The organism is Microvirga makkahensis (assembly GCF_009830105.1).
GTDB classification, from domain to species: Bacteria; Pseudomonadota; Alphaproteobacteria; order Rhizobiales; family Beijerinckiaceae; genus Microvirga; species Microvirga makkahensis.
The window spans coordinates 290,364-309,644 of sequence record NZ_WURB01000001.1 but is presented as its reverse complement, the minus strand read 5'-3'; the positions used below and the strand labels follow the sequence as shown (position 1 = coordinate 309,644).

Annotated in this window: 16 protein-coding genes; 13 read left to right on the top strand and 3 right to left on the bottom strand. The window is 64.2% G+C overall.

Translation table 11 applies throughout. The features are described 5' to 3' along the window. Positions 1-11 precede the first annotated feature (11 nt). The 11 genes from GR328_RS01485 (at position 12) to GR328_RS01435 (ending at position 13,521) form a co-directional block, all read left to right on the top strand. Positions 12-935, top strand: coding sequence for a D-alanine--D-alanine ligase (locus GR328_RS01485; protein ID WP_160882754.1), 924 nt, complete (start codon positions 12-14; stop codon positions 933-935). Next, positions 902-1,864, top strand: a complete 963-nt coding sequence (locus GR328_RS01480) for a cell division protein FtsQ/DivIB (RefSeq protein ID WP_160882753.1) — start codon at positions 902-904, stop codon at positions 1,862-1,864. The genes GR328_RS01485 and GR328_RS01480 overlap by 34 nt, the downstream gene beginning before the upstream one ends. Then, on the top strand, positions 1,861-3,183 hold the full coding sequence (ftsA, locus tag GR328_RS01475) for a cell division protein FtsA (RefSeq protein ID WP_160882752.1): 1,323 nt from the start codon (positions 1,861-1,863) through the stop codon (positions 3,181-3,183). The genes GR328_RS01480 and ftsA overlap by 4 nt, the downstream gene beginning before the upstream one ends. Positions 3,184-3,285: 102 nt before the next feature. After that, positions 3,286-4,950, top strand: a complete 1,665-nt coding sequence (ftsZ, locus tag GR328_RS01470) for a cell division protein FtsZ (protein ID WP_160882751.1) — start codon at positions 3,286-3,288, stop codon at positions 4,948-4,950. Positions 4,951-5,218: 268 nt separating this feature from the next. Next, positions 5,219-6,163, top strand: coding sequence for a UDP-3-O-acyl-N-acetylglucosamine deacetylase (gene lpxC, locus GR328_RS01465; protein ID WP_160882750.1), 945 nt, complete (start codon positions 5,219-5,221; stop codon positions 6,161-6,163). Positions 6,164-6,342: 179 nt separating this feature from the next. Next, positions 6,343-7,239 carry an outer membrane protein assembly factor BamD gene (locus tag GR328_RS01460; RefSeq protein WP_160882749.1) on the top strand — a complete coding sequence of 299 codons (897 nt, stop codon included), beginning with the start codon at positions 6,343-6,345 and terminating at the stop codon, positions 7,237-7,239. Between the two features lie 12 nt (positions 7,240-7,251). Beyond that, the gene (gene recN / locus GR328_RS01455) at positions 7,252-8,928 is read left to right on the top strand and encodes a DNA repair protein RecN (RefSeq protein ID WP_160882748.1); all 1,677 of its coding nucleotides are present in this window, start codon (positions 7,252-7,254) and stop codon (positions 8,926-8,928) included. A gap of 398 nt (positions 8,929-9,326) precedes the next feature. Then, a complete protein-coding gene (gene ligA, locus GR328_RS01450) occupies positions 9,327-11,486 on the top strand; it encodes an NAD-dependent DNA ligase LigA (protein ID WP_160882747.1) in 2,160 nt (719 codons plus the stop codon). Between the two features lie 48 nt (positions 11,487-11,534). After that, the gene (locus GR328_RS01445; protein ID WP_160882746.1) at positions 11,535-12,401 is read left to right on the top strand and encodes a helix-turn-helix transcriptional regulator; all 867 of its coding nucleotides are present in this window, start codon (positions 11,535-11,537) and stop codon (positions 12,399-12,401) included. A gap of 113 nt (positions 12,402-12,514) precedes the next feature. Next, positions 12,515-13,225: an AzlC family ABC transporter permease gene (locus GR328_RS01440; protein WP_160882745.1), complete on the top strand. Its 711-nt coding sequence runs from the start codon at positions 12,515-12,517 to the stop codon at positions 13,223-13,225. Further along, positions 13,222-13,521 carry an AzlD family protein gene (locus GR328_RS01435; protein WP_160882744.1) on the top strand — a complete coding sequence of 100 codons (300 nt, stop codon included), beginning with the start codon at positions 13,222-13,224 and terminating at the stop codon, positions 13,519-13,521. The genes GR328_RS01440 and GR328_RS01435 overlap by 4 nt, the downstream gene beginning before the upstream one ends. On the opposite strand, the gene GR328_RS01430 is transcribed toward GR328_RS01435, so the two are convergent. Beyond that, entirely contained in the window at positions 13,518-15,338 is a 1,821-nt protein-coding gene (locus tag GR328_RS01430) for an aminopeptidase P family protein (protein ID WP_160882743.1), read from the bottom strand. The genes GR328_RS01435 and GR328_RS01430 overlap by 4 nt on opposite strands. A 293-nt stretch (positions 15,339-15,631) precedes the next feature. Between GR328_RS01430 and GR328_RS01425 the strand changes: the two genes are divergently transcribed. Beyond that, positions 15,632-15,856, top strand: coding sequence for a hypothetical protein (locus GR328_RS01425; RefSeq protein WP_160882742.1), 225 nt, complete (start codon positions 15,632-15,634; stop codon positions 15,854-15,856). 115 nt (positions 15,857-15,971) lie between these two features. Here GR328_RS01425 and GR328_RS01420 read toward each other — a convergent pair whose 3' ends face one another. Beyond that, positions 15,972-16,928: a 50S ribosomal protein L11 methyltransferase gene (locus GR328_RS01420; RefSeq protein WP_160882741.1), complete on the bottom strand. Its 957-nt coding sequence runs from the start codon at positions 16,926-16,928 to the stop codon at positions 15,972-15,974. Between the two features lie 156 nt (positions 16,929-17,084). On the opposite strand from GR328_RS01420, the gene GR328_RS01415 reads away from it, so the two are divergent. Further along, positions 17,085-17,960, top strand: a complete 876-nt coding sequence (locus tag GR328_RS01415) for an SDR family NAD(P)-dependent oxidoreductase (protein ID WP_160882740.1) — start codon at positions 17,085-17,087, stop codon at positions 17,958-17,960. Positions 17,961-17,993: 33 nt separating this feature from the next. Here GR328_RS01415 and GR328_RS01410 read toward each other — a convergent pair whose 3' ends face one another. Further along, positions 17,994-19,265 carry an SAM-dependent methyltransferase gene (locus tag GR328_RS01410; protein WP_160882739.1) on the bottom strand — a complete coding sequence of 424 codons (1,272 nt, stop codon included), beginning with the start codon at positions 19,263-19,265 and terminating at the stop codon, positions 17,994-17,996. Positions 19,266-19,281: the final 16 nt, after the last annotated feature.

The following is a 19,281-nucleotide window of genomic DNA, read 5'->3' as shown; positions in this document are numbered from 1 at the left end:
AGGAGCATGTCATGGCCAAGCACGTTGCCGTTCTCTATGGCGGCTGGTCCGCGGAGCGCGAAGTCAGCCTGGCGACGGGAAGGGCCTGCTGCAAGGCTCTCGAGGAGCAGGGGTACAAGGTCACTCCCATCGACGTGCAGCCCGACATCGCCACCGTGCTCCAGGCCACCGCCCCGGACGTGGTGTTCAACGCCCTTCACGGCCGCGTCGGCGAGGACGGCACCATCCAGGGACTCCTGGAGATTCTTCGAATCCCCTACACCCATTCCGGCGTTCTGGCCTCGGCACTCGCCATGCAGAAGGACAAGGCCAAGGTTGTCATGGCGGCGGCCGGCGTGCCCGTGCCGAAGGGAGTGGTCGTTAACCGGCTGGAGGCGGCCAAAAGCCACGTTCTGCCGGCTCCCTATGTAATCAAGCCGGTATGCGAGGGGTCCTCCGTGGGCGTCATCATCGTCCGCGAAAACCGTTCCCATCCGCCTCAGGAACTGCTCAGGGGCGATTGGGCCTTCGGCGAGCAAGTCCTTGTGGAATCTTATGTTGCGGGCCGGGAGCTGACTTGCGCGGTCATGGGCGACCGGGCGCTTGGGGTCATCGATATCCGTCCGGCGACCGGCGTCTTCTACGATTACGACGCAAAGTATGTGAAGGGAGGCTCCATTCACGTGCTCCCGGCAGAAATTAAACCGAATATTTACCAAAAGGTCCAAGAGTTGGCGTTAACGGCGCATCAAGCGCTCGGCTGCAGGGGAATCAGCCGCGCCGACTTGCGGTACGACGACACGCCCGGAGGGACCGGGGAACTCGTTGTCCTGGAGGTCAACACGCAACCCGGCATGACCGAGACGAGCTTGGTGCCAGAAATCGCAGCCCATGCGGGCTATAGTTTTGGCGAGCTTGTGCAATGGATGGTGGAGGACGCTACCTGCAATCGATGACGGCCTATCCGGCCGCCGTTGTTGCGACGCGCGCTGCCTCCGACAGGCAGCCCCCCCGAATCGGAAAATTCTTCGGCTCCTCGCGGAGTGTCCGGCGTCGTTCCTCGGGCGTTCCGCTCGAGAAGCGCATTCCCCGTTATCTGGGTACCTGGCTCACCCTGGGATTCCTCTCGAGTGTCGTGACCCTAGGCCTCTGGCAGGGCGGGCATCTCGACACCTTCATCCGAGAGCACGGTCAGCCGCACCATGCACTGGCGCGTGTGCTCGGGCTCGGCCTTGAGAGAATTACCATCTCCGGAATCGCCGAGATGCGCGAGACCGAGGTTCTGGCAGCTGGCGGGCTCGACTCCAAGTTGTCGCTGCCCTTCCTCGACGTGAACGAGCTTCGCGAACGCCTTGAGCGTGTTCCGATGATCGCGAGCGCCGCCGTGCGCAAGCTCTATCCCAACGAACTCGTGATCACGCTCACCGAGCGCCAGCCCTACGCCATCTGGCAGAACAACGGTGAACTCTTCGTCATCGCCTCGGACGGCACCGTGATCGATCTGATGCAGGACGAGCGCTACATCAATCTCCCCTTCGTGGTGGGCGAGAACGCCAATGTCCGGAGCAAGGAATATTTCGCGCTCCTCGACGCGGCCGGTCCTCTCAAGGAGCGCATTCGCGCCGGCACTCTCGTCGCCGGTCGCCGCTGGACGCTCAAGATGGACAACGGCATGGACGTCCGCCTCCCGGAAAAGGGGGCAGCCCATGCGCTGGCCCGTCTCGTGAAGCTCGAGAACGAACAGAAGATTCTGGAAAAGGACGTGCTCGCAATCGATCTGCGCATGGCTGATCGGATCGTCGTGCGTCTCACGGAGGAGGCGGCTCTGGCCCGCGCCGAGTCGCTCAAGAAGAAACCAATGCGCGGCAAGGGGGTCGATACATGAGTCTCTCGGGTCACGGGCTAACGCCGCGTCTCAAGCCTTTATCCGCACGCAAGAGCGCCATTCTGTCGGTCCTCGACATCGGAACGAGCAAGGTGGTCTGCGTCGTGGCGGAGCTGAAGCCGTCCGATGAAGTCGAATCGTTGCGCAGCCGCACTCATGTGGCGCGCATCCTCGGCATCGGCCATCAGCGCTCCGCAGGCTTGAAGGGCGGCGTCGTCGTTGATTTGGAAGCGGCGGAAACCTCGATCCGTCAGGCCGTTCACGCGGCCGAACGGATGGCGAAGGTGGAAATCCAGTCGGTGATCGTGAACCTCACCGGCGGCCGCCTCGCCTCCGAGCATTTCGAGGCACATGTTCCCGTGCGCGGCGCCGTCAACGACGGCGACGTTCACCGCGTGCTCGATGCAGCCTCGTCTTACGATCTGCGTCGGGGCAGGGCGGTCCTGCACGCGCTGCCGACGGGCTTCTCGCTTGACGCGCAGAGCCACATCGTGGATCCCGCGGGCATGATCGGCGAGCAGCTCGGGGTTGATCTGCACGTGGTCACCACGGAAACCGCGGCAGCTCGCAATCTCATGCTGGCGGTCGAGCGCTGCCACCTCGGCATCGAGGCGGTGATCGCATCTCCCTACGCGTCGGGCCTGTCGGCTCTCGTGGACGACGAGGCGGACATGGGTTGCGCCGTCGTCGACATGGGCGCGGGCACCACGAGCGTGGGCATCTTCTCCAACGGGCATCTCGTGCACACGGATGCCATCGCCGTCGGCGGTCACCACGTGACCATGGATATCGCGCGCGGTCTCACGACCCGCGTCTCGGCCGCCGAACGGCTCAAGACCCTCTACGGCTCCGCGATCACCTCGAGCGCGGATGACCGGGACATGATCGCGGTGCCCCAGGTCGATGAGGATGAACGTGACGTTCCGAATCATCTGCCGAAGTCTCACCTCGTTCGCATCATCAAGCCGCGGGTCGAGGAAATCCTCGAACTCGTGCGCGATCGCCTGAGGAACGCGGGCTTCGCAGCCCAGGCCGGACGGCGCGTCGTGCTGACGGGCGGCGCAAGCCAGCTCGTTGGGCTGCCGGAAACGGCACGCCGCATTCTGCAGGGCCAAGTTCGTGTCGGGCGCCCGCTCGGCATCAAGGGTCTGCCGGAGGCGGCGAAGGGCCCCGCCTTTTCGGCGGTGGTCGGCCTCCTGGTCTACCCCCAGGTGGCGCATATCGAGTATTTCGAGCCGCGTTCGAGCGGCTTGTTCCAGAGTACGGGAACCGACGGCTACTTCTCGCGGGTGAGCCGGTGGATTCGCGACAGTTTTTAAAGCGTAACGTGATGGCGCGGCGGGTCATCGCGGGAGTTCAAAGTCAACAAGGGTAAGCGTCGGCCAAACGCTATCAGTCTAAAGGCCAAAGAGGCACAGGTCATGGCAATCAATCAGCAAGCTCCGGATATCCGGGAACTCAAGCCGCACATCACTGTCTTCGGTGTCGGCGGCGCCGGCGGCAACGCCGTGAACAACATGATCGAGTCCGGTCTGGAGGGCGTCGAGTTCGTGGTGTCGAACACCGACGCGCAGGCGCTGGCCTCCTCCAAGGCCCCGCGTGTGATCCAGATGGGCATCCAGGTCACGGAAGGCCTCGGCGCAGGTTCGCAGCCGGAAGTCGGCCGCGCAGCCGCCGAAGAGGTGATCGACGAGATCCGCGATCAGCTCGCCGGTTCCCACATGGTGTTCATCACCGCCGGCATGGGCGGCGGCACCGGCACGGGCGCGGCTCCGGTCGTGGCGCGCGCAGCCCGCGAGCTCGGCATCCTCACGGTCGGCGTCGTCACCAAGCCGTTCCAGTTCGAGGGCGTGCGTCGCATGCGCCTTGCCGAAGCCGGCATCGCCGAGCTGCAGCAGGCCGTTGATACCCTCATCGTCATTCCGAACCAGAATCTCTTCCGCGTCGCCACCGAGAAGACCACCTTCGCCGATGCCTTCGCGATGGCAGACCAGGTGCTCTACTCGGGCGTGGCCTGCATCACCGACCTGATGGTGAAGGAAGGCCTCATCAACCTCGACTTCGCCGACGTGCGCTCGGTCATGCGCGGCATGGGCAAGGCCATGATGGGCACGGGCGAGGCCTCCGGCGAGAAGCGCGCGATCCGGGCCGCCGAGGCTGCCATCGCCAACCCGCTCCTGGACGATGTGTCCATGAAGGGGGCCCGCGGCCTGCTGATCTCGATCACGGGCGGCAACGACCTCACCCTCTACGAACTCGACGAGGCCGCCACTCGCATCCGCGAGGAAGTGGACCAGGATGCCAACATCATCCTCGGCGCCACCTTCGACGAGAGCCTGGAGGGCATTATCCGCGTTTCCGTCGTCGCCACCGGCATCGATCACGCCATCATGGAGAATTCGGGAGATCTCTCCGCGACCGAGCAGCGGATCTCCGAGGTTGCCGAACGCCTGCGGGCCGAGGCCCGGGCTCGCGCCACGCAGAGCCAGGCCACTCCCACCCTGCGCTCCGCCCAGGCCGAGCCGGCTAAGGCGGCTCAGATCCTGGCAGAGGCGCACACGGCCTCGGCCCCGACTCCCCAGGCGATCGAGCCGGCTCCGCAGCCCGTGGTCCGCGACGATGTGATCCTGACGCCGGCTCAGCCCAAGCCTGCCATGGCCTACGAGGCTCCGGCTCCTCAGCAGCCCGTCTATGACGAGCCCGCCGCGGACCAGAGCTTCATCCCGCCGCAGGCGGAGCGTGCCATGCGTCCGGCGCGGATGCCCCGGATCGACGAGCTGCCGATCCCGGCTCAGAACCAGATCCGCGCCAGCCGCGGCGAGATCGACCCGGTTCAGGAGCATAAGCCGTCCCTGATCCAGCGCCTGGCCACCATGGGCTTCGGCCGCCGCGAGGAGCCTCAGCACGCTCCTGCGGAGCCGGCTCCGCGCCAAGAGGCTCCCCGTCAGCAGATGTCCCCGGTCCATGCCGAGTACGCTCGCCGCCCGGCGCCCCAGGCGCCGCGTCCCGCTCACGCCCCGTCACAGCGGGGCATGGAGGATGACCAGCTGGAGATTCCGGCCTTCCTCCGCCGCCAGGCCAACTAGCCTAGTTTGAATTACTACAAAGTGAGACCCCGGCCGCTCCCACGGCCGGGGTCTTTTTACGTAAAGTCGTTTGTTAACAAAGGCTTAAAAATTGCCGAGTTTGTAACAGATCGTAAAAAAGCGTGATTTGGCCTAGCCTGAGCGGGCGACTATGTTCCCCTTGTCGAAAGGGCGAGGTCCACTTCGATCCCGCCAGTCAAAACAGTTACAGCGAACGCATCGCGCAGCGGATCTCAAAAGCTGTGATCAGGTTCGAGGTTCAAAGATAATGAAGCAAAGCCATCAGACCACGCTCCGCGCCGCCGTCACGCTTGCAGGCATCGGCGTCCATTCCGGGGACGAGGTGAAGATGATCCTCCACCCGGCGGAGGTGAACCACGGCATTGCCTTCCTGCGCACCGGCCTGTCGGGAGGTCACGACCGCCTGATCGACGCCCGCCACTTGGCCGTGACCGCAACCGAGCTCTGCACCGTGATCGGCGATCGCGAGAGCGGAGCCGTGGCGACCATCGAGCATCTCATGGCAGCTCTCACGGGTCTCGGCATCGACAACGTGCTCGTCGAGATCGACGGGCCGGAGGTGCCGATCCTCGACGGCAGCTCGGCTCCCTTCATCGATGCGATCGACCAGGTCGGCATTGTCGCCCAGGGCGCTGCCCGCCGCTACCTCAAGGTTCTCAAGCCGGTCCGTGTGACGCAGGGCAATGCTTTCGCCGAGCTTCTCCCGAACGAGCGCGCCTTCCGTCTCGACGTTGAAATCGACTTCCCCACCCCGGTGATCGGCCGGCAGCGCAAGGCCGTCGATCTCAGCCCTTCCGTGTTCCGGCGCGAGATTTCCCGGGCCCGCACCTTCGGCTTCATGCGCGACGTGGAGAAGCTGTGGACCGCAGGCTTCGCCCTCGGCGCCTCCCTCGAGAACACGGTCGCCATTGGTGACGACGGCATCATGAACCCCGAGGGTCTGCGCTACAGCGACGAGTTCGTGCGCCACAAGCTGCTCGATGCGGTCGGCGATCTCTCCCTGGCCGGGCTGCCGCTGCTCGGCACCTATCGCTCCTATTGCGGCGGCCACCGCCTGAATTTCTCCGTACTGGAGGCTCTGTTCTCGAGCCGCTCGAACTACGCTGTCGTGGATGCAATTCCGCGCCGCGAGCCGGGTTATGCGGAGGTGGGCAGCGCGGCCATGACGGCCTTCGCGTCCGAGATCCACTAAGACCTTCCTGCCGAAAAGACCCGTCAAGCGCCCTTTGGCCGCACGATTTCAGGCGCCTTTGCACCATCCAACTGGGTAAAGCCCTTCGGATGGGGTTGGCTCTTGCCCCCTGCATAGGTTAAAGAACCCCGGTGCATCGTCAAAAATCACCGGGCACGGATTTTGGAGGACCGCGAAGCATGTCTTTCGCGAAGGTTTACTTGAGCTTGAGAGCCGCTGCTGGACGCGCGCTGCTGGTTGGCGCCTGTGGTTTGGCGGTTGCGGGCTGCGATACGCTGTCGTCGATCAACCCCTTTGACAAGAGCGATGCCTACAAGCCGGAGATTGTCGCCGACGTTCCGGCCGAAGAGATCTACAACGATGGTCTCGCGAGGATCCAGAAGAAGGATTTCGAAGGCGCTGCCAAGAAATTCAGTAGCCTGGACCGCCAGTATCCGTATTCGGAATGGGCGCGCAAAGGGCTGATCATGGAAGCCTATGCCAATTACGAAGGCGGCTTGTACGAGGAGGCGATCACGGCGTCCAAGCGTTACCTGCAGCAGCACCCGAACACTCCCGATGCGGCCTATGCGCAATACCTGATGGCCTCGTCCTACTACGATCAAATCCCGGACATCACCCGCGATCAGGCGGCGTCCGAGCGCGCCATCGCCGCGCTGCAGGATCTGATCCAGCGCTATCCGCAATCCGAGTACGTGACGGACGCGAAGAAGAAGATCCAGGTGGCCAGCGATCAGCTCGCCGGCAAGGAAATGGAGGTCGGCCGCTTCTACCTTCAGAAGCGCAATTATCCTGGCGCCATCAACCGGTTCCGCAATGTGGTTTCGCGCTATCAGACGACCCGTCACACGGAGGAGGCGCTCCAGCGTCTCACCGAGGCCTACATGGCCATGGGCATCGTCAGCGAGGCGCAGACCGCTGCTGCCGTGCTCGGCCATAACTTCCCTGACAGTCCTTGGTACAAGGACGCCTATGCCCTGCTGACCAAGGGCGGCGTGGAGCCGCGGGAGAACTCCCAGTCCTGGATCAGCAAGGCGTTCCGAGGCGTTCCCCAAGTCGGTCAGCGGGCGGGGTAAGCCTCACATTCCATGCTGATCCAGCTGGCGATACGCGACATCGTCCTCATCGACAGGCTCGAGCTTCATTTCCATGAGGGGCTCTCCGTCCTGACGGGCGAAACGGGCGCGGGCAAATCCATTCTGCTCGATGCATTTGCTCTGGCCCTTGGCGGGCGCGGCGATGGAAGCCTCGTCCGCCACGGGGAGTCTCAGGGGCAGGTTACGGCCGTCTTCGACTGCCCGATGGAACACCCGGGTCGCCGCATCGCCCGTGAAGCGGATATCGACGTGGACGGGGACCTGATCCTTCGCCGCGTCCAGCTGGCGGACGGGCGCACCCGCGCCTTCGTCAACGATCAGCCGGTGAGCGTCCAAGTGCTCAAGGCCATCGGCGGAACTCTGGTCGAGATCCATGGGCAGCACGATGACCGCGCGCTCGTCGATCCCGTCAGCCACCGGGCCATTCTCGATGCCTTCGGCGGACTTTCCGGCGAAGTTCAGGCAGTCGCCGAGGCCGCCCGACGCGTGCGGGACGCCCGCGCGGCCCTTCAGGAGCATCGCAGCAGGATCGAGAAAGCCCGCAAGGAGGCCGATTTCCTGCGCCATGCGGTGGAGGAGCTGACTGCGCTCAACCCGCAGGCGGGCGAGGAGGAGGCCCTGGCCGAGCGCCGGGTCGTCATGATGCAGTCCGAGAAGATCGCCCAGGATCTCAACGAAGCCTATGAGGCCGTTGCGGGCACCGCATCGCCTATTCCGGAGCTCTCGGCCGCCGTGCGCAAGCTCGAACGTCGCGGTGCCCAAGCGCCTGCTCTCGTGGAGCCCAGCGTCAGGGCCCTCGACGCCGCGCTCGTCGCGATCGACGAGGCTCGCGCCGCTCTGGAGGAGGCTATCCGCGCCACCGAATACAATCCCCGCGAGCTGGAACAGACCGAGGAGCGCCTCTTTGCGCTCCGCGCCGCCGCCCGAAAATATGACGTGCCTGCCGACGAGCTCGCGGCGTTGCGCCAGCGCTTCGAAGGGGATGTCGCCGCGATCGACGCCGGTGAGGAGCATCTGGCCGGGCTGGAAAAGGTGCTCAAGGAGGCCGATCAGGCCTACCTCGCGGCCGCACGGAAGCTCTCGAAAGGCCGCAGGAACGCCGCTCAGGCGCTCGACGCAGCCGTGCAGGCCGAGCTTCCGCCCCTGAAGCTGGAGCGAGCCCGCTTCATCACGGAAATCCAGACCGACGAGGCGAGCCGTGACCCAGCGGGCTTCGAACGCGTGGAATTCTGGGCGCAGACCAACCCGGGCACCCGTCCGGGCCCGCTCCTGAAGGTGGCCTCGGGTGGCGAGCTCTCGCGTTTCATGCTGGCCTTGAAAGTCGTGCTGGCGGACAAGGGCTCGGCCCCCACGCTCGTGTTCGACGAAATCGACACCGGCGTCGGCGGCGCGGTGGCGGACGCCATAGGCCAGCGACTCGCGCGCCTTGCGGAGCGGGTTCAGGTCATGGCCGTGACCCACGCCCCTCAGGTTGCCGCCCGCGCCAAAAGCCACTTCCTCATCGCCAAGGAGGGCATCAACGGCGCCGAGGATCGGGTCGCGACTCGCGTAGTTCCTCTGGAGGCAGCTCCCCGCCGCGAAGAGATCGCCCGCATGCTCGCCGGTGCGACGATCACCGAGGAAGCCCGCGCCGCAGCCGCGCGCCTGCTGGAAGCGGCGGCGCATTAACGCTTTGTCATGAACGAGGACCCCGGGCGGCCAATCGGGCGCAACGAGCGCCGGGCTCACCGCCGTTCCCACGCGCCCCTTTCCGTATCCCCATCCTCACCAGCCTCTCCCAGCTCAATTCCGGCCTTGTGACGGTGATCCGGTTCAGTAGAGCGCGCGCTTCTCGGGTCGGAATGGCTGGGACTGATCCCCGGATCAGGTTTGGGGACGGCCATGACGGGGAATACGGCCTCTGACACCCTCGGCCTTGGGAGCCGACCCTCGATCCGCGCTCCGGATCGCCACATAAACTCCGGAGACGATCCCGCTTTCCAAGGGATACGGCGTCATGCGCAAAGCCCTCTGGTGAGTCCCGGCCAGAGCGCTATGGTTCAAGCACCCTCACACACGATTCGATCATGTCCGCCAAAAACGCCCCCTCCCTGAAGTCCGTCGACGAACTGACCCTCCCGGAAGCCCGTGCCGAGCACGAGGCCCTGGGACGCGAGATCGCCGAGCACGACCGGCGCTATTACGAGGAGGACGCGCCTACCGTGTCGGACGCGGAATACGATGCCCTGCGCAAGCGCTACGAGGCGCTGGAGGGCCTGTTTCCCGAACTGAAGACCGAGGATAGCCTGACGCAGAAGGTGGGCGCCCGAGCGTCTGAGAAATTCGCCAAGATCCGGCATCGCATTCCGATGCTCTCGTTGGCCAACGGCTTCGCCGACGAGGAGGTCGAGGAGTTCGTCGAGCGTATTCGCCGCTTCCTGCAATGGAAGGGTAATGCGCCGCTGGTGTTCACGGCGGAGCCAAAGATCGACGGCCTCTCGCTCAGCATCCGCTACGAAAAGGGCAGGCTTATCACGGCGGCCACCCGCGGCGACGGCGCGGAGGGCGAGGACGTAACGAACAACGCCCGCACGGTCGGCGACATTCCGCATGTGCTCAAGGGCGCGAACATCCCCGACGTGTTCGAGGTGCGGGGTGAGGTCTATCTCTCGCACAAGGATTTCGCGGCCATCAACGAGCGCCAGGAGGCGGCGGGCAGGCCGCTCTTCGCCAACCCGCGCAACGCGGCGGCGGGCAGCCTGCGCCAGCTCGACCCAAAGATCACCGCATCGCGTCCCTTGTGCTTCTTCGCCTATGCCTGGGGCGAGGTGAGCGAAATGCCCGCCGACACGCAATACGGCATGATGGAGGCGCTGCGGGGCTTCGGCTTCAAGGTCAACCCGCTCACGCGCCGCTGCTCCAGCGTGGCGGAGATGCTCGAGCATTATCATGCCATCGAGACCGACCGCGCCAATCTCGGCTACGACATAGACGGCGTGGTCTACAAGGTCGACGATCTTGGTCTTCAGCAGCGTCTCGGCTTCGTCTCCCGTTCGCCGCGCTGGGCGCTCGCGCACAAGTTCCCGGCGCAGAAGGCGGTGACGGTGCTGGAGGATATCGAGATCAATGTGGGCCGCACGGGCTCCCTCAATCCGATCGCGCGCCTGCGTCCCGTCACGGTCGGCGGCGTCGTGGTGTCGAACGCCACGCTGCACAACGAGGATTACATCAAGGGCATCGGCGGCAACGGCGAGAAGATCCGCAATGGCGTCGACATCCGCATCGGCGATACGGTCATCATCAACCGCGCGGGCGATGTGATTCCGAAGGTGCTCGACGTGGTGCTTGAGAAGCGGCCCGCCGATGCGAAGCCCTACGAGTTTCCCTCCCATTGCCCGGCCTGCGATAGCCACGCGGTGCGCGAGGTCAATCCGAGGACAGGCAAGGAAGATGCCGTGCGCCGCTGCACGGGCGGCCTCATCTGCCCGGCGCAGGCACGCGAGCGCCTGAAGCACTTCGTGTCGCGCAACGCCTTCGACATCGAGGGCATGGGCGAGCAGCGCATCGACGAGTTCTACGAGGAAGGCCTCGTGCAGCGCCCGCAGGACATCTTCACGCTGGCGGAGCGCAATGCGCGCAGCCTCAAGCGGCTGGAGAACCGTGAGGGCTGGGGCGAGACCAGCGTGCGCAACCTCTTCGCGGCCATCGAGGCCCGGCGCACGGTTTCCCTCAACCGCTTCATCTTTGCCCTCGGCATTCCGCATGTGGGTGAAACCTCCGCGCGACTGCTCGCACGGCACTTCGGCTCGTTCGAGGCCCTGCGCGAGGCTGCCAAGGCTGCCGCCGATCCGGAGTCGGAGGCTCATGCGGAGCTGACGGCCATCGGAGGCATCGGCCCCGTAGTGGCCGAGGCTATCGTCGAGTTCTTCAGGGAAGAGCACAACGAGGAGATGCTCGACGCCCTGCTGGCCCAGGTGAATGTCAAGTCCATGGAGGCGACGGTCACCGTCAACTCGCCCGTGGCCGGCAAGACCGTCGTCTTTACCGGTTCGCTGGAGCAGATGACCCGGGAAGAGGCCAAGGCCATGGCCGAGCGCCTAGGGGCCAAGGTTGCGGGTTCGGTTTCCAAGAAGACCGACATCGTCGTGGCAGGTCCCGGGGCTGGGTCGAAGCTCGCCAAGGCGGCTGAGCTCGGGGTTCAAGTCATGGACGAGGATGGCTGGTTTGCCCTGGTCGGCCGGAGTTGAGACTTCCGTCCAAGACAGAGGGCTCTTGCACATGGCATGTTTCCTCTCATGACGGTGCTCAGCCCCGAGATTTCACTCGATCCCGACCTGAGGGCGGCGGGCGACAGGACGCATTTCTGGCGGGTGCCGCGCTATCGCGGCCTCGATTGCCTGCGCGCGACCTTCCGCCGCTACTCCTATGCCCGCCACACCCATGAGACCTATGCGCTTGCCGCCATCATGGAAGGATGCGAGACCTTCTTCCATCGGGGGGAGCAGCGTTACGCCGGCCCCGGCAGCGTCGCGATCGTCTGCCCCGACGAAATTCACGACGGCGCCCCTTACGGCGGCGGCTTCGAGTACCGGACCTTCTACCCGTCTGTCGAGCTGATGCGGGAAATCGCCGAGGACGTCGCGGGACGTCCGCTCAGCCGCGCGCCCTGGTTCCCGCGCTCTGTGGTCGACGATCCGGAACTTGCTCTCGCTCATGCGCAGCTTCACGCCTGCCTGTCCCGCGATGGATACTGGGCCTCCGAGCTGGAGCAGGACAGCCGGCTGATCGACTATCTTGGCCGTCTCATCGCCCGCTGGGCGGATCTCGATGCGGTTCCGGCTCAACGCTACGGCACGCAAGGCATCACACGGGCGCGAGACTACCTGGACGCTCATCTGGGGCAGGAGGCCGATCTGGCCGATCTCGCCCGTCTCGCCGGCCTGTCGCGCAGCCATTTCATCCGGGCCTTTGCCAAGGAGACCGGGTTCACGCCGCACGCCTATCTGGTGGATAGGCGCTTCAGGGCCGCGTCGCGGCTTCTGAGCCGGGGCGAGGCTCCCGGCGACGTGGCCGCTGTCTGCGGATTCTTCGACCAGAGTCATCTCAACAGGGTGTTCAAGGCGCGCATGGGGGTGACGCCGGGGACCTATCGGGCGGCGTAGAGCATTGTGAGACACGGAAAACCGATCCACTTTTCCGCACGATGCGCCAGACCGCAATTTTGTCCAAGACGCGTTCCCATCTCCGTCTCATAAGGGAGGGAACGAGGATGACCATGGACCAATCCGCCCCTTACTTCCCCACCTATCGACGCGAGATCCGCGCGGGCTTGCGCGATATCGCCCCCGTGGCCGTGGCCGCGGTGCCCATCGGCCTTCTCTTCGGGGCGGTTGCCTCCGCTAAGGGTCTATCGATGCTGGAGGTCGCGATGATGTCCGCCTTCGTCTATGCGGGCGGCGCGCAATTCGCGGTCATCGAGGCCTGGGCCTATCCCGTACCCATCGCGGCGCTCACCTTCGCGACGTTGCTCATCAATGCGCGCCACGTGCTGATGGGGGCATCGCTCGGGCCGAAGATGGAACTCACCGGCATCCAACGTTTCATCGCGTTCTTCTTCCTGACGGATGAGGCCTGGGCGCTGTCGGAGCGCCGCGCCATGGAGCGACCCGTGACCGGCGCCTACTGGATTGCGATGGCCCTCGTCCTCTGGGCCAACTGGACCCTGTCGACGACGCTCGGGGCCGTGCTCGGCTCCTTCATGGGCGATCCGGCGCGCATCGGGGCGGATTTCGCCTTCACGGCTCTCTTCATCGGCCTCGTCGCAGGGTTCGGGCACAGCCGCGTGACCCTCGTCACGGTGGGCGTCAGCGCAGCGGTTGCGGCGCTCGTGCACCACTCGATCGGTGCGCCCTGGCATGTGGTATCGGGGGCGCTCGCGGGCATCGCCGCAGCCTATCTCGCCGCTCCCGAGGAGGCACGGACATGACCCTCGATACGCCGACCCTTTCCGCCATCGCGGCCATGGCGGTTGTCACCTACCTCACGCGGATCGCGGGACTTTTCGTGGCCGACCGGCTCGTGCTCACTGGGCGCGCCAAGGCGGCCTTCGATGCGATCCCGCCTGCGGTGCTGGTTTCTGTGATCGCGCCGACGGCGCTCACGACGGGCTGGGCGGAGGCGATCGCCGCCGCCATCACCGCCGTCGCCGCATTTCGGCTGCCGCTCCTCGCGACGATCGCCGTCGGGGTCGCTTCGGTCGTGGTGCTGCGAAACCTGATCTAACCAATGGCGCGGGTGGCGTCCTCAAGCCAGCTCCGTGTCTCGGTATCGAGATGCGGGCCGATCTTCCCACGCACTTTGGCATGGTAGTCGTTGAGCCACGCGATCTCGTCGGCATTCATGATGGCAGGTTCGACGAGCCGCAGATCGATGGGCGTGAAGGTCAGCGTCTCGAAGCCCAGCATCTCGCGGTCGCCGCCGGGGATCGCGCGCGGCTCCACGAGGATCAGGTTCTCGATGCGGATGCCGTAGGCACTCGGCTTGTAGAAGCCCGGCTCGTTGGAGAGCAGCATGCCGGCCTCGAGCGGCGTGGTGCCGGTCTTGGCGATGCGTTGGGGGCCCTCGTGCACCGAAAGATAGCTGCCGATGCCATGGCCGGTGCCGTGGTCGAAATCGAGCCCGGCATCCCACAGGGGTTTGCGTGCGAAGGCGTCGATCTGCGCACCCGTGGTGCCTTTCGGGAACACGGCGCTGGCGATGGCGATGTGGCCCTGCAGCACGCGAGTGAAGCGATCCTTCATCTCGGCCGTGGGCTCGCCTACGATGATCGTCCGTGTGATGTCCGTGGTGCCATCTTCGTATTGCGCACCGGAATCGATGAGGAAGATCTGGTCCTTTTCAATCCTGCGGTTGCTCGAAGCGGTTACGCGGTAATGGGGCAGGGCGGCATTGGGACCCGCACCCGAAATGCTGGGGAAGGAGATGTTCTTCAGGGCACCGGTTTCGACCCGAAGTCTCTCCAGCTTCTCGACGGCATCGATCTCGGTGAGCCGCCCTTGAAGGGCTTCGCGGTCCAGCCAGGCGAGGAAGCGGGCCATCGCGACACCGTCGCGCAGGTGGGCGGCGCGCGAGCCCGCGATCTCTGCGTTGTTCTTCACGGCCTTCATGAGGCTGATAGGGTCCGCGCCCACATCCGCCGTGCCGCCGGCCGCTTCGATGCGGCGGATCAGGGCAACGGCGCCCGTCGCCGAGTCGATCCGCACCTTGCCGCCCTTCTGGCCCAGGGCGTCGAGGGCATGCTGGAAACCACTGATCGGGGCGAATTCTGCAAGCTCCCCGACCGCCGCACCCGCCTCGTTGGTGATCTTCGCAGGGTCGAAGAACAGGGTCGCACGGCCGTTCTGCGGCAGCACCGCATAACCGAGGGGCAGGGGCGTATGGCCGACATCGCCGCCTCGCAGGTTGAAAGCCCAGGCTAGGTTGTGCGGATCGGAAATCACCAGCGCGTCGATCTTGGCCTCGGCCATCTTGCGGCGGATACGCCCGAGCTTCTCCTCGGCCGTCTCCCCGGCATAGGCGAGGGGGTGAGGACGCACCGGAGCCTGGGGCGGGGCAGGGCGGTCGATCCAGATCACGTCGACCAGATTGATGTCCACGGGAGAAAGGGAGCCTCCGGCGCGCACCACCGCCTGTTCCAGGCGCTTGAGGCTGTCGCTCGTGTGAAGCCAGGGATCGTAGGCAAGAATTCCGCCTTCCGGCAGGTTCGCGGCAACCCAGTCTTCCGCCGACATATCGGCGAGTTGAACGGGGGTGATCACGGAGGTGTCCACCTGCTCTGCCGCCTGGACCGTGTAGCGCCCGTCCACCACGAGAGCGGCTTTGTCGGTCAGTATCACGGCCGTGCCTGCCGAGCCCGTGAAGCCCGTGAGCCACGCCAGACGCTCGGCGCTCTTCGGGACGTACTCTCCCTGATGCTCGTCGGCCCGGGGCACGATGAAGCCGCTGAAACCGCGGCGATTCAACTCCACCCGCAGCTTGGCGATATGGGCAGGGCCTTGGGCGGGAGATGTCGTATCATCGAAGAACTGGAATTGAGCCATCCGAACAGCACCGGAAACGGGAATGAGAATGGCAGCACGCTATGCCGGAGATAGGACGCCTGCAACAGCGATGCTGCGCGCTGACCTGCATATGCAGCAGCCATGTTGCGCGTCCACCATGCACGCCATGCCTGAAGATTGACACACGGAATTTGTGCGCTGCGATAGGCGCATGGCTCGCATGCAAACGATCCATCTACAACTAAAGTCGGATGCGGCTTAAATGTTGCATAACAAGAACAGAGGAACGCTGATCTGAAGGGTCTCAACACCAATCCGTTGGAGATGAGCCCATGAACACAGCCGCTTTGCCATCCACCTATGCTGGTCAGGTACGGACCCCATCCAGGATCCCGCTGATCGTCGAGAGAGTGCTGAACGCCCTTGTCGAGAGCCGCGCCCGGAGCGCCGCACGCCAGTTGCGCCGCCACGAATCTCTCATCGCGAACCTGAGCCGCAGACAGGATCACTCTGCGGATTTCTTGATGCAGAGCAATGATCTGCCATTCAAGATCTGAGACAAGAATTTCACTCTAAGTAGAAGAGACAAGTCATGTTGATCGTTGCCGCCCTGAAAGCAATCCGTGAAATCATCGCCGAGAGCTTCGAGCTCCGCCGCGAGCTGCTGAAGCGCTACCCGGGCGTTCTCGCCGAATAAGTTTGTAACGTCGAATGGCGGGGTTGCGGACGTGCGCTGCCCCGCTTCAGCACGAGGGCTACCCAGCTATCGAGATCGTATCGGCGCTGGAGATACCAGCCCTGATGCGCATAGGCCGACAGCACGCCCGGAACGTCGTGGGCGAGCAGCCCTGACAGGATCAACGTTCCGTCGTTGCTCGCCACCCGCGCCAGCGAGGGGGCCAATATCCGCAGGGGTTTTGCCAGAATGTTGGCGAAGACCAGATCGAAATGACCTGGCCGTTCGGCTTCCGCACTGCGCGTGCCGGGGCCGACATAGAGCCTCATCCAGGGTCCGATGCCGTTGAGGCGCGCATTCTCCTTCGCCACCCGCACGGCCTCCGGATCGATATCGCCCGCAACGACAGGACGCTTCAGAACCTTGGCCGCAGCGAAGGCCAGGATACCTGTGCCGGTGCCGACGTCGAGCACATGACGCGGCGTGCGGATTTTCAATTCGTCCACGAAAGCCCTGAGGCATCCCAGCGTGGTGCCGTGATGGCCTGTGCCGAAGGCAAGGCCCGCCTCGATCTCGATGGCGATGTCGTTGCTCCGGCGCTGAAACCGGTCATGGGAGCCGTGGACCAGAATGCGGCCCGCCCGCACAGGCTTGAGCCCTTCCAGGGAAGCCTTGACCCAATCCTTCTGCTCCAGGGGCAGGAACACGCCCTTGTCCGCTTCTGCGCCCACGATAGGGCGCACGAGGTTGCGGATCGCAACCTCGTTGGGCTGATGCGAGAAATAGGCCTCGAGCAGCCAGGGGCCGTCCTCTTCCGTCTCAAAGGCAGCGACTGCGGTCTCCGCCGGATCGAAAATCTCCCCGATTAGATCCGTCATGGCACGCGCGGAGCGCTCGTCCGTGGTGATCCGGAAGACATGGGTAGGGCGATTGGGGTGTAGACCTTCAAGCATGAGGCTGCTCTAGCACCCCCTGTAGGATGCCTCAAGCGACCATGAAGCCTCACGGGGCGGAACCGCCCGGTAGCGCGCCCGTTTTGCGAACGCCGAATTCCTCATGTGCCTGTTCCCTCGCGCTTGCAACGGCGGGTATGCCCGCAGGAGATTCCCATGTCCGGACGTCTTTTCGATAAGGTTGCCATCATCACCGGTGCCGGTACAGGTATCGGCGAAGCCATTGCCCTCAAGTTCGCTCGCGAGGGTGCGCGTCTTCTTCTCGTCGGTCTGCCTGACGATCCGGTGGAGGACGTCGCGCGACTCATCAGTGGGGCAGGAGGGTTCGCTGAGGTTTATCTCGGCGATATCGCTGAGGAGCATCATGCTCAAGCCGCAGTCGAGGCCTGCGTGAGCGCCTATGGGCGGATCGATGTTCTCGTTAACAACGCGGGCGTGTTCCTGGCCGTTGCGGAAACGCAGGACTATCCCATCGACAAGTTCGACGAGACCTTCCGGTCCAACGTGCGCTCGGTGTTTCTGATGACGAAATTCGCCCTGCCTCACCTGCAGGAGACCCACGGCAACATTATCGCCACCGGTTCCGAAGCGGGCATGATCGGCCATCCGAAGAACACGCCCTATGGCGGCACGAAAGCCTTCATCCATTCCTTCATCCGCGGCATCGCTGCGGAGCAGGTCCCGTATGGCGTGCGCGCGAACTGCGTTTGCCCCGGTCCCATCGATACGGCCTGGACCCATAAGTCCACTGGTCCGATGGATGCGGAACTGGCAACCTTGATCACCCAGGCGACGCCGATGGGCCGCCGCGGTACGCCGGAAGAAGTGGCAAACGTTTTCTGCTTTCTTGCATCCGACGAGGCCAGCTTTGTCACCGGCGCGCTCTATACGGTCGATGGTGGCATCACCATCTCGAAAGGACCTGTCGGGATGAAGGCATCCTCGCATTTCAAGAAGCAGCCGAAGGGCACTCTGCCGACACGCCACTCCCATGACGGTTTGAAGAACAAGGATTACGAGACGTTGACCTGATTCGGGATTCCTGTCGGGCCCTGGCGCCGAGGATCAGACGGGCGCCAGCTCCTTGGCGGCGTCCAAGATCCTGAGGCGTTCCTTTTCTTCAGCCATGTATGCGCGCTGCGTATCCGTGATATAATCGCGCACGATGGGGGCGGCATCGCGCCTGCGGGCGAGTTGCATGTGGAAGACGAGCTGGCTGCCTGTGGTGAACATCGTCTCGGCACTGATGAGATAAAATTCGAACATCCGGCAGAAGCGCTCATCATACATCGCAGCAATCTTCTCGCGATTGGCCTCAAAGCGCCTATGCCAGTGATTGAGGGTCTTCGCGTAATGGAGGCGCAGAAACTCGAGATCTGTCACCCACAGGCTGTTCTGCTCCACGACAGGAAAGACTTCCGACAGGGCCGGAGAATAGGCGCCGGGGAAGATGTATTTCCGTAACCATGGACTAGCGGTTCCGGGCGGGCTCATCTTGCCGATGGAGTGCAGTACCATCAGGCCGTCATCCTCGAGCAGCGCATTGATCTTGGCGAAGAACTCGCCGTAGTGATGCACGCCCACGTGCTCGAACATGCCGACCGAAACGATGCGGTCGAAGCGCCTGTCCACCTTTCGGTAGTCGAGCAGCTCGAAGTGCACGCGGTCGGACAAGCCCGCACGCCGTGCCTTCTCGTTGGAGAGTTCGTACTGCTCCTTCGAAAGTGTTACCCCGGTGACGTCCACATCCTCCATTGCCGCGAGATAAAGGGCGAGATCGCCCCAGCCGCTGCCGATGTCGAGGATCTTGAGCCCTGGCTTCAGCTGCAGCTTGGACGCAATCAGACGCAGCTTGTTCTGCTGAGCCTCTTCCAGCGTGTCGTCGTCATTCATGAAATAGGCGCAGGAATACTGCATGCCCTTGTCGAGGAAGAGCTTGTAGAAGTCGTTTCCGAGATCGTAATGATGCGCGACGTTCTGCTGCGCCTTGCCGACGGGGTTGGCTTGCTGAAAGCGTTTCACGGTACGGGAGATGCGCTTCAGCACGCTTTGCAGCGGATAATTGGCCAGGGTCGAGCGGTTCTGAGAGAAGAGATTCAGGAAGTCCCGCAGGGTGGATCCTTCCTCGAAGCTCATTCGGCCGTCCATGTAGGCCTCGCCAGCATGCAGCTCCGGATTGAGGAAGAGCTTGTGGTAGAGCGAGCGGTCCGTGATCCGCATGGTGACGTTCAAGCCTGGCTTCGTGCCGCCGAACACATGCACGCCGCCATCTGCATCGATTACCTTCAGCGTCCCCGTACGCACGAAGGACTTCAGCATGTGGGACAAGGGGAACATGAGCACCTCAATCGAG

Coding starts and splice junctions, on each gene's coding strand:
- GR328_RS01485 (WP_160882754.1), top strand. CDS start 12: ATGGCCAAGCACGTTGCCGTTCTCTATGGCGGCTGGTCCGCGGAGCGC.
- GR328_RS01480 (WP_160882753.1), top strand. CDS start 902: ATGGATGGTGGAGGACGCTACCTGCAATCGATGACGGCCTATCCGGCC.
- ftsA (WP_160882752.1), top strand. CDS start 1,861: ATGAGTCTCTCGGGTCACGGGCTAACGCCGCGTCTCAAGCCTTTATCC.
- ftsZ (WP_160882751.1), top strand. CDS start 3,286: ATGGCAATCAATCAGCAAGCTCCGGATATCCGGGAACTCAAGCCGCAC.
- lpxC (WP_160882750.1), top strand. CDS start 5,219: ATGAAGCAAAGCCATCAGACCACGCTCCGCGCCGCCGTCACGCTTGCA.
- GR328_RS01460 (WP_160882749.1), top strand. CDS start 6,343: ATGTCTTTCGCGAAGGTTTACTTGAGCTTGAGAGCCGCTGCTGGACGC.
- recN (WP_160882748.1), top strand. CDS start 7,252: ATGCTGATCCAGCTGGCGATACGCGACATCGTCCTCATCGACAGGCTC.
- ligA (WP_160882747.1), top strand. CDS start 9,327: ATGTCCGCCAAAAACGCCCCCTCCCTGAAGTCCGTCGACGAACTGACC.
- GR328_RS01445 (WP_160882746.1), top strand. CDS start 11,535: ATGACGGTGCTCAGCCCCGAGATTTCACTCGATCCCGACCTGAGGGCG.
- GR328_RS01440 (WP_160882745.1), top strand. CDS start 12,515: ATGGACCAATCCGCCCCTTACTTCCCCACCTATCGACGCGAGATCCGC.
- GR328_RS01435 (WP_160882744.1), top strand. CDS start 13,222: ATGACCCTCGATACGCCGACCCTTTCCGCCATCGCGGCCATGGCGGTT.
- GR328_RS01430 (WP_160882743.1), bottom strand. CDS start 15,338: ATGGCTCAATTCCAGTTCTTCGATGATACGACATCTCCCGCCCAAGGC.
- GR328_RS01425 (WP_160882742.1), top strand. CDS start 15,632: ATGAACACAGCCGCTTTGCCATCCACCTATGCTGGTCAGGTACGGACC.
- GR328_RS01420 (WP_160882741.1), bottom strand. CDS start 16,928: ATGCTTGAAGGTCTACACCCCAATCGCCCTACCCATGTCTTCCGGATC.
- GR328_RS01415 (WP_160882740.1), top strand. CDS start 17,085: ATGTCCGGACGTCTTTTCGATAAGGTTGCCATCATCACCGGTGCCGGT.
- GR328_RS01410 (WP_160882739.1), bottom strand. CDS start 19,265: ATGTTCCCCTTGTCCCACATGCTGAAGTCCTTCGTGCGTACGGGGACG.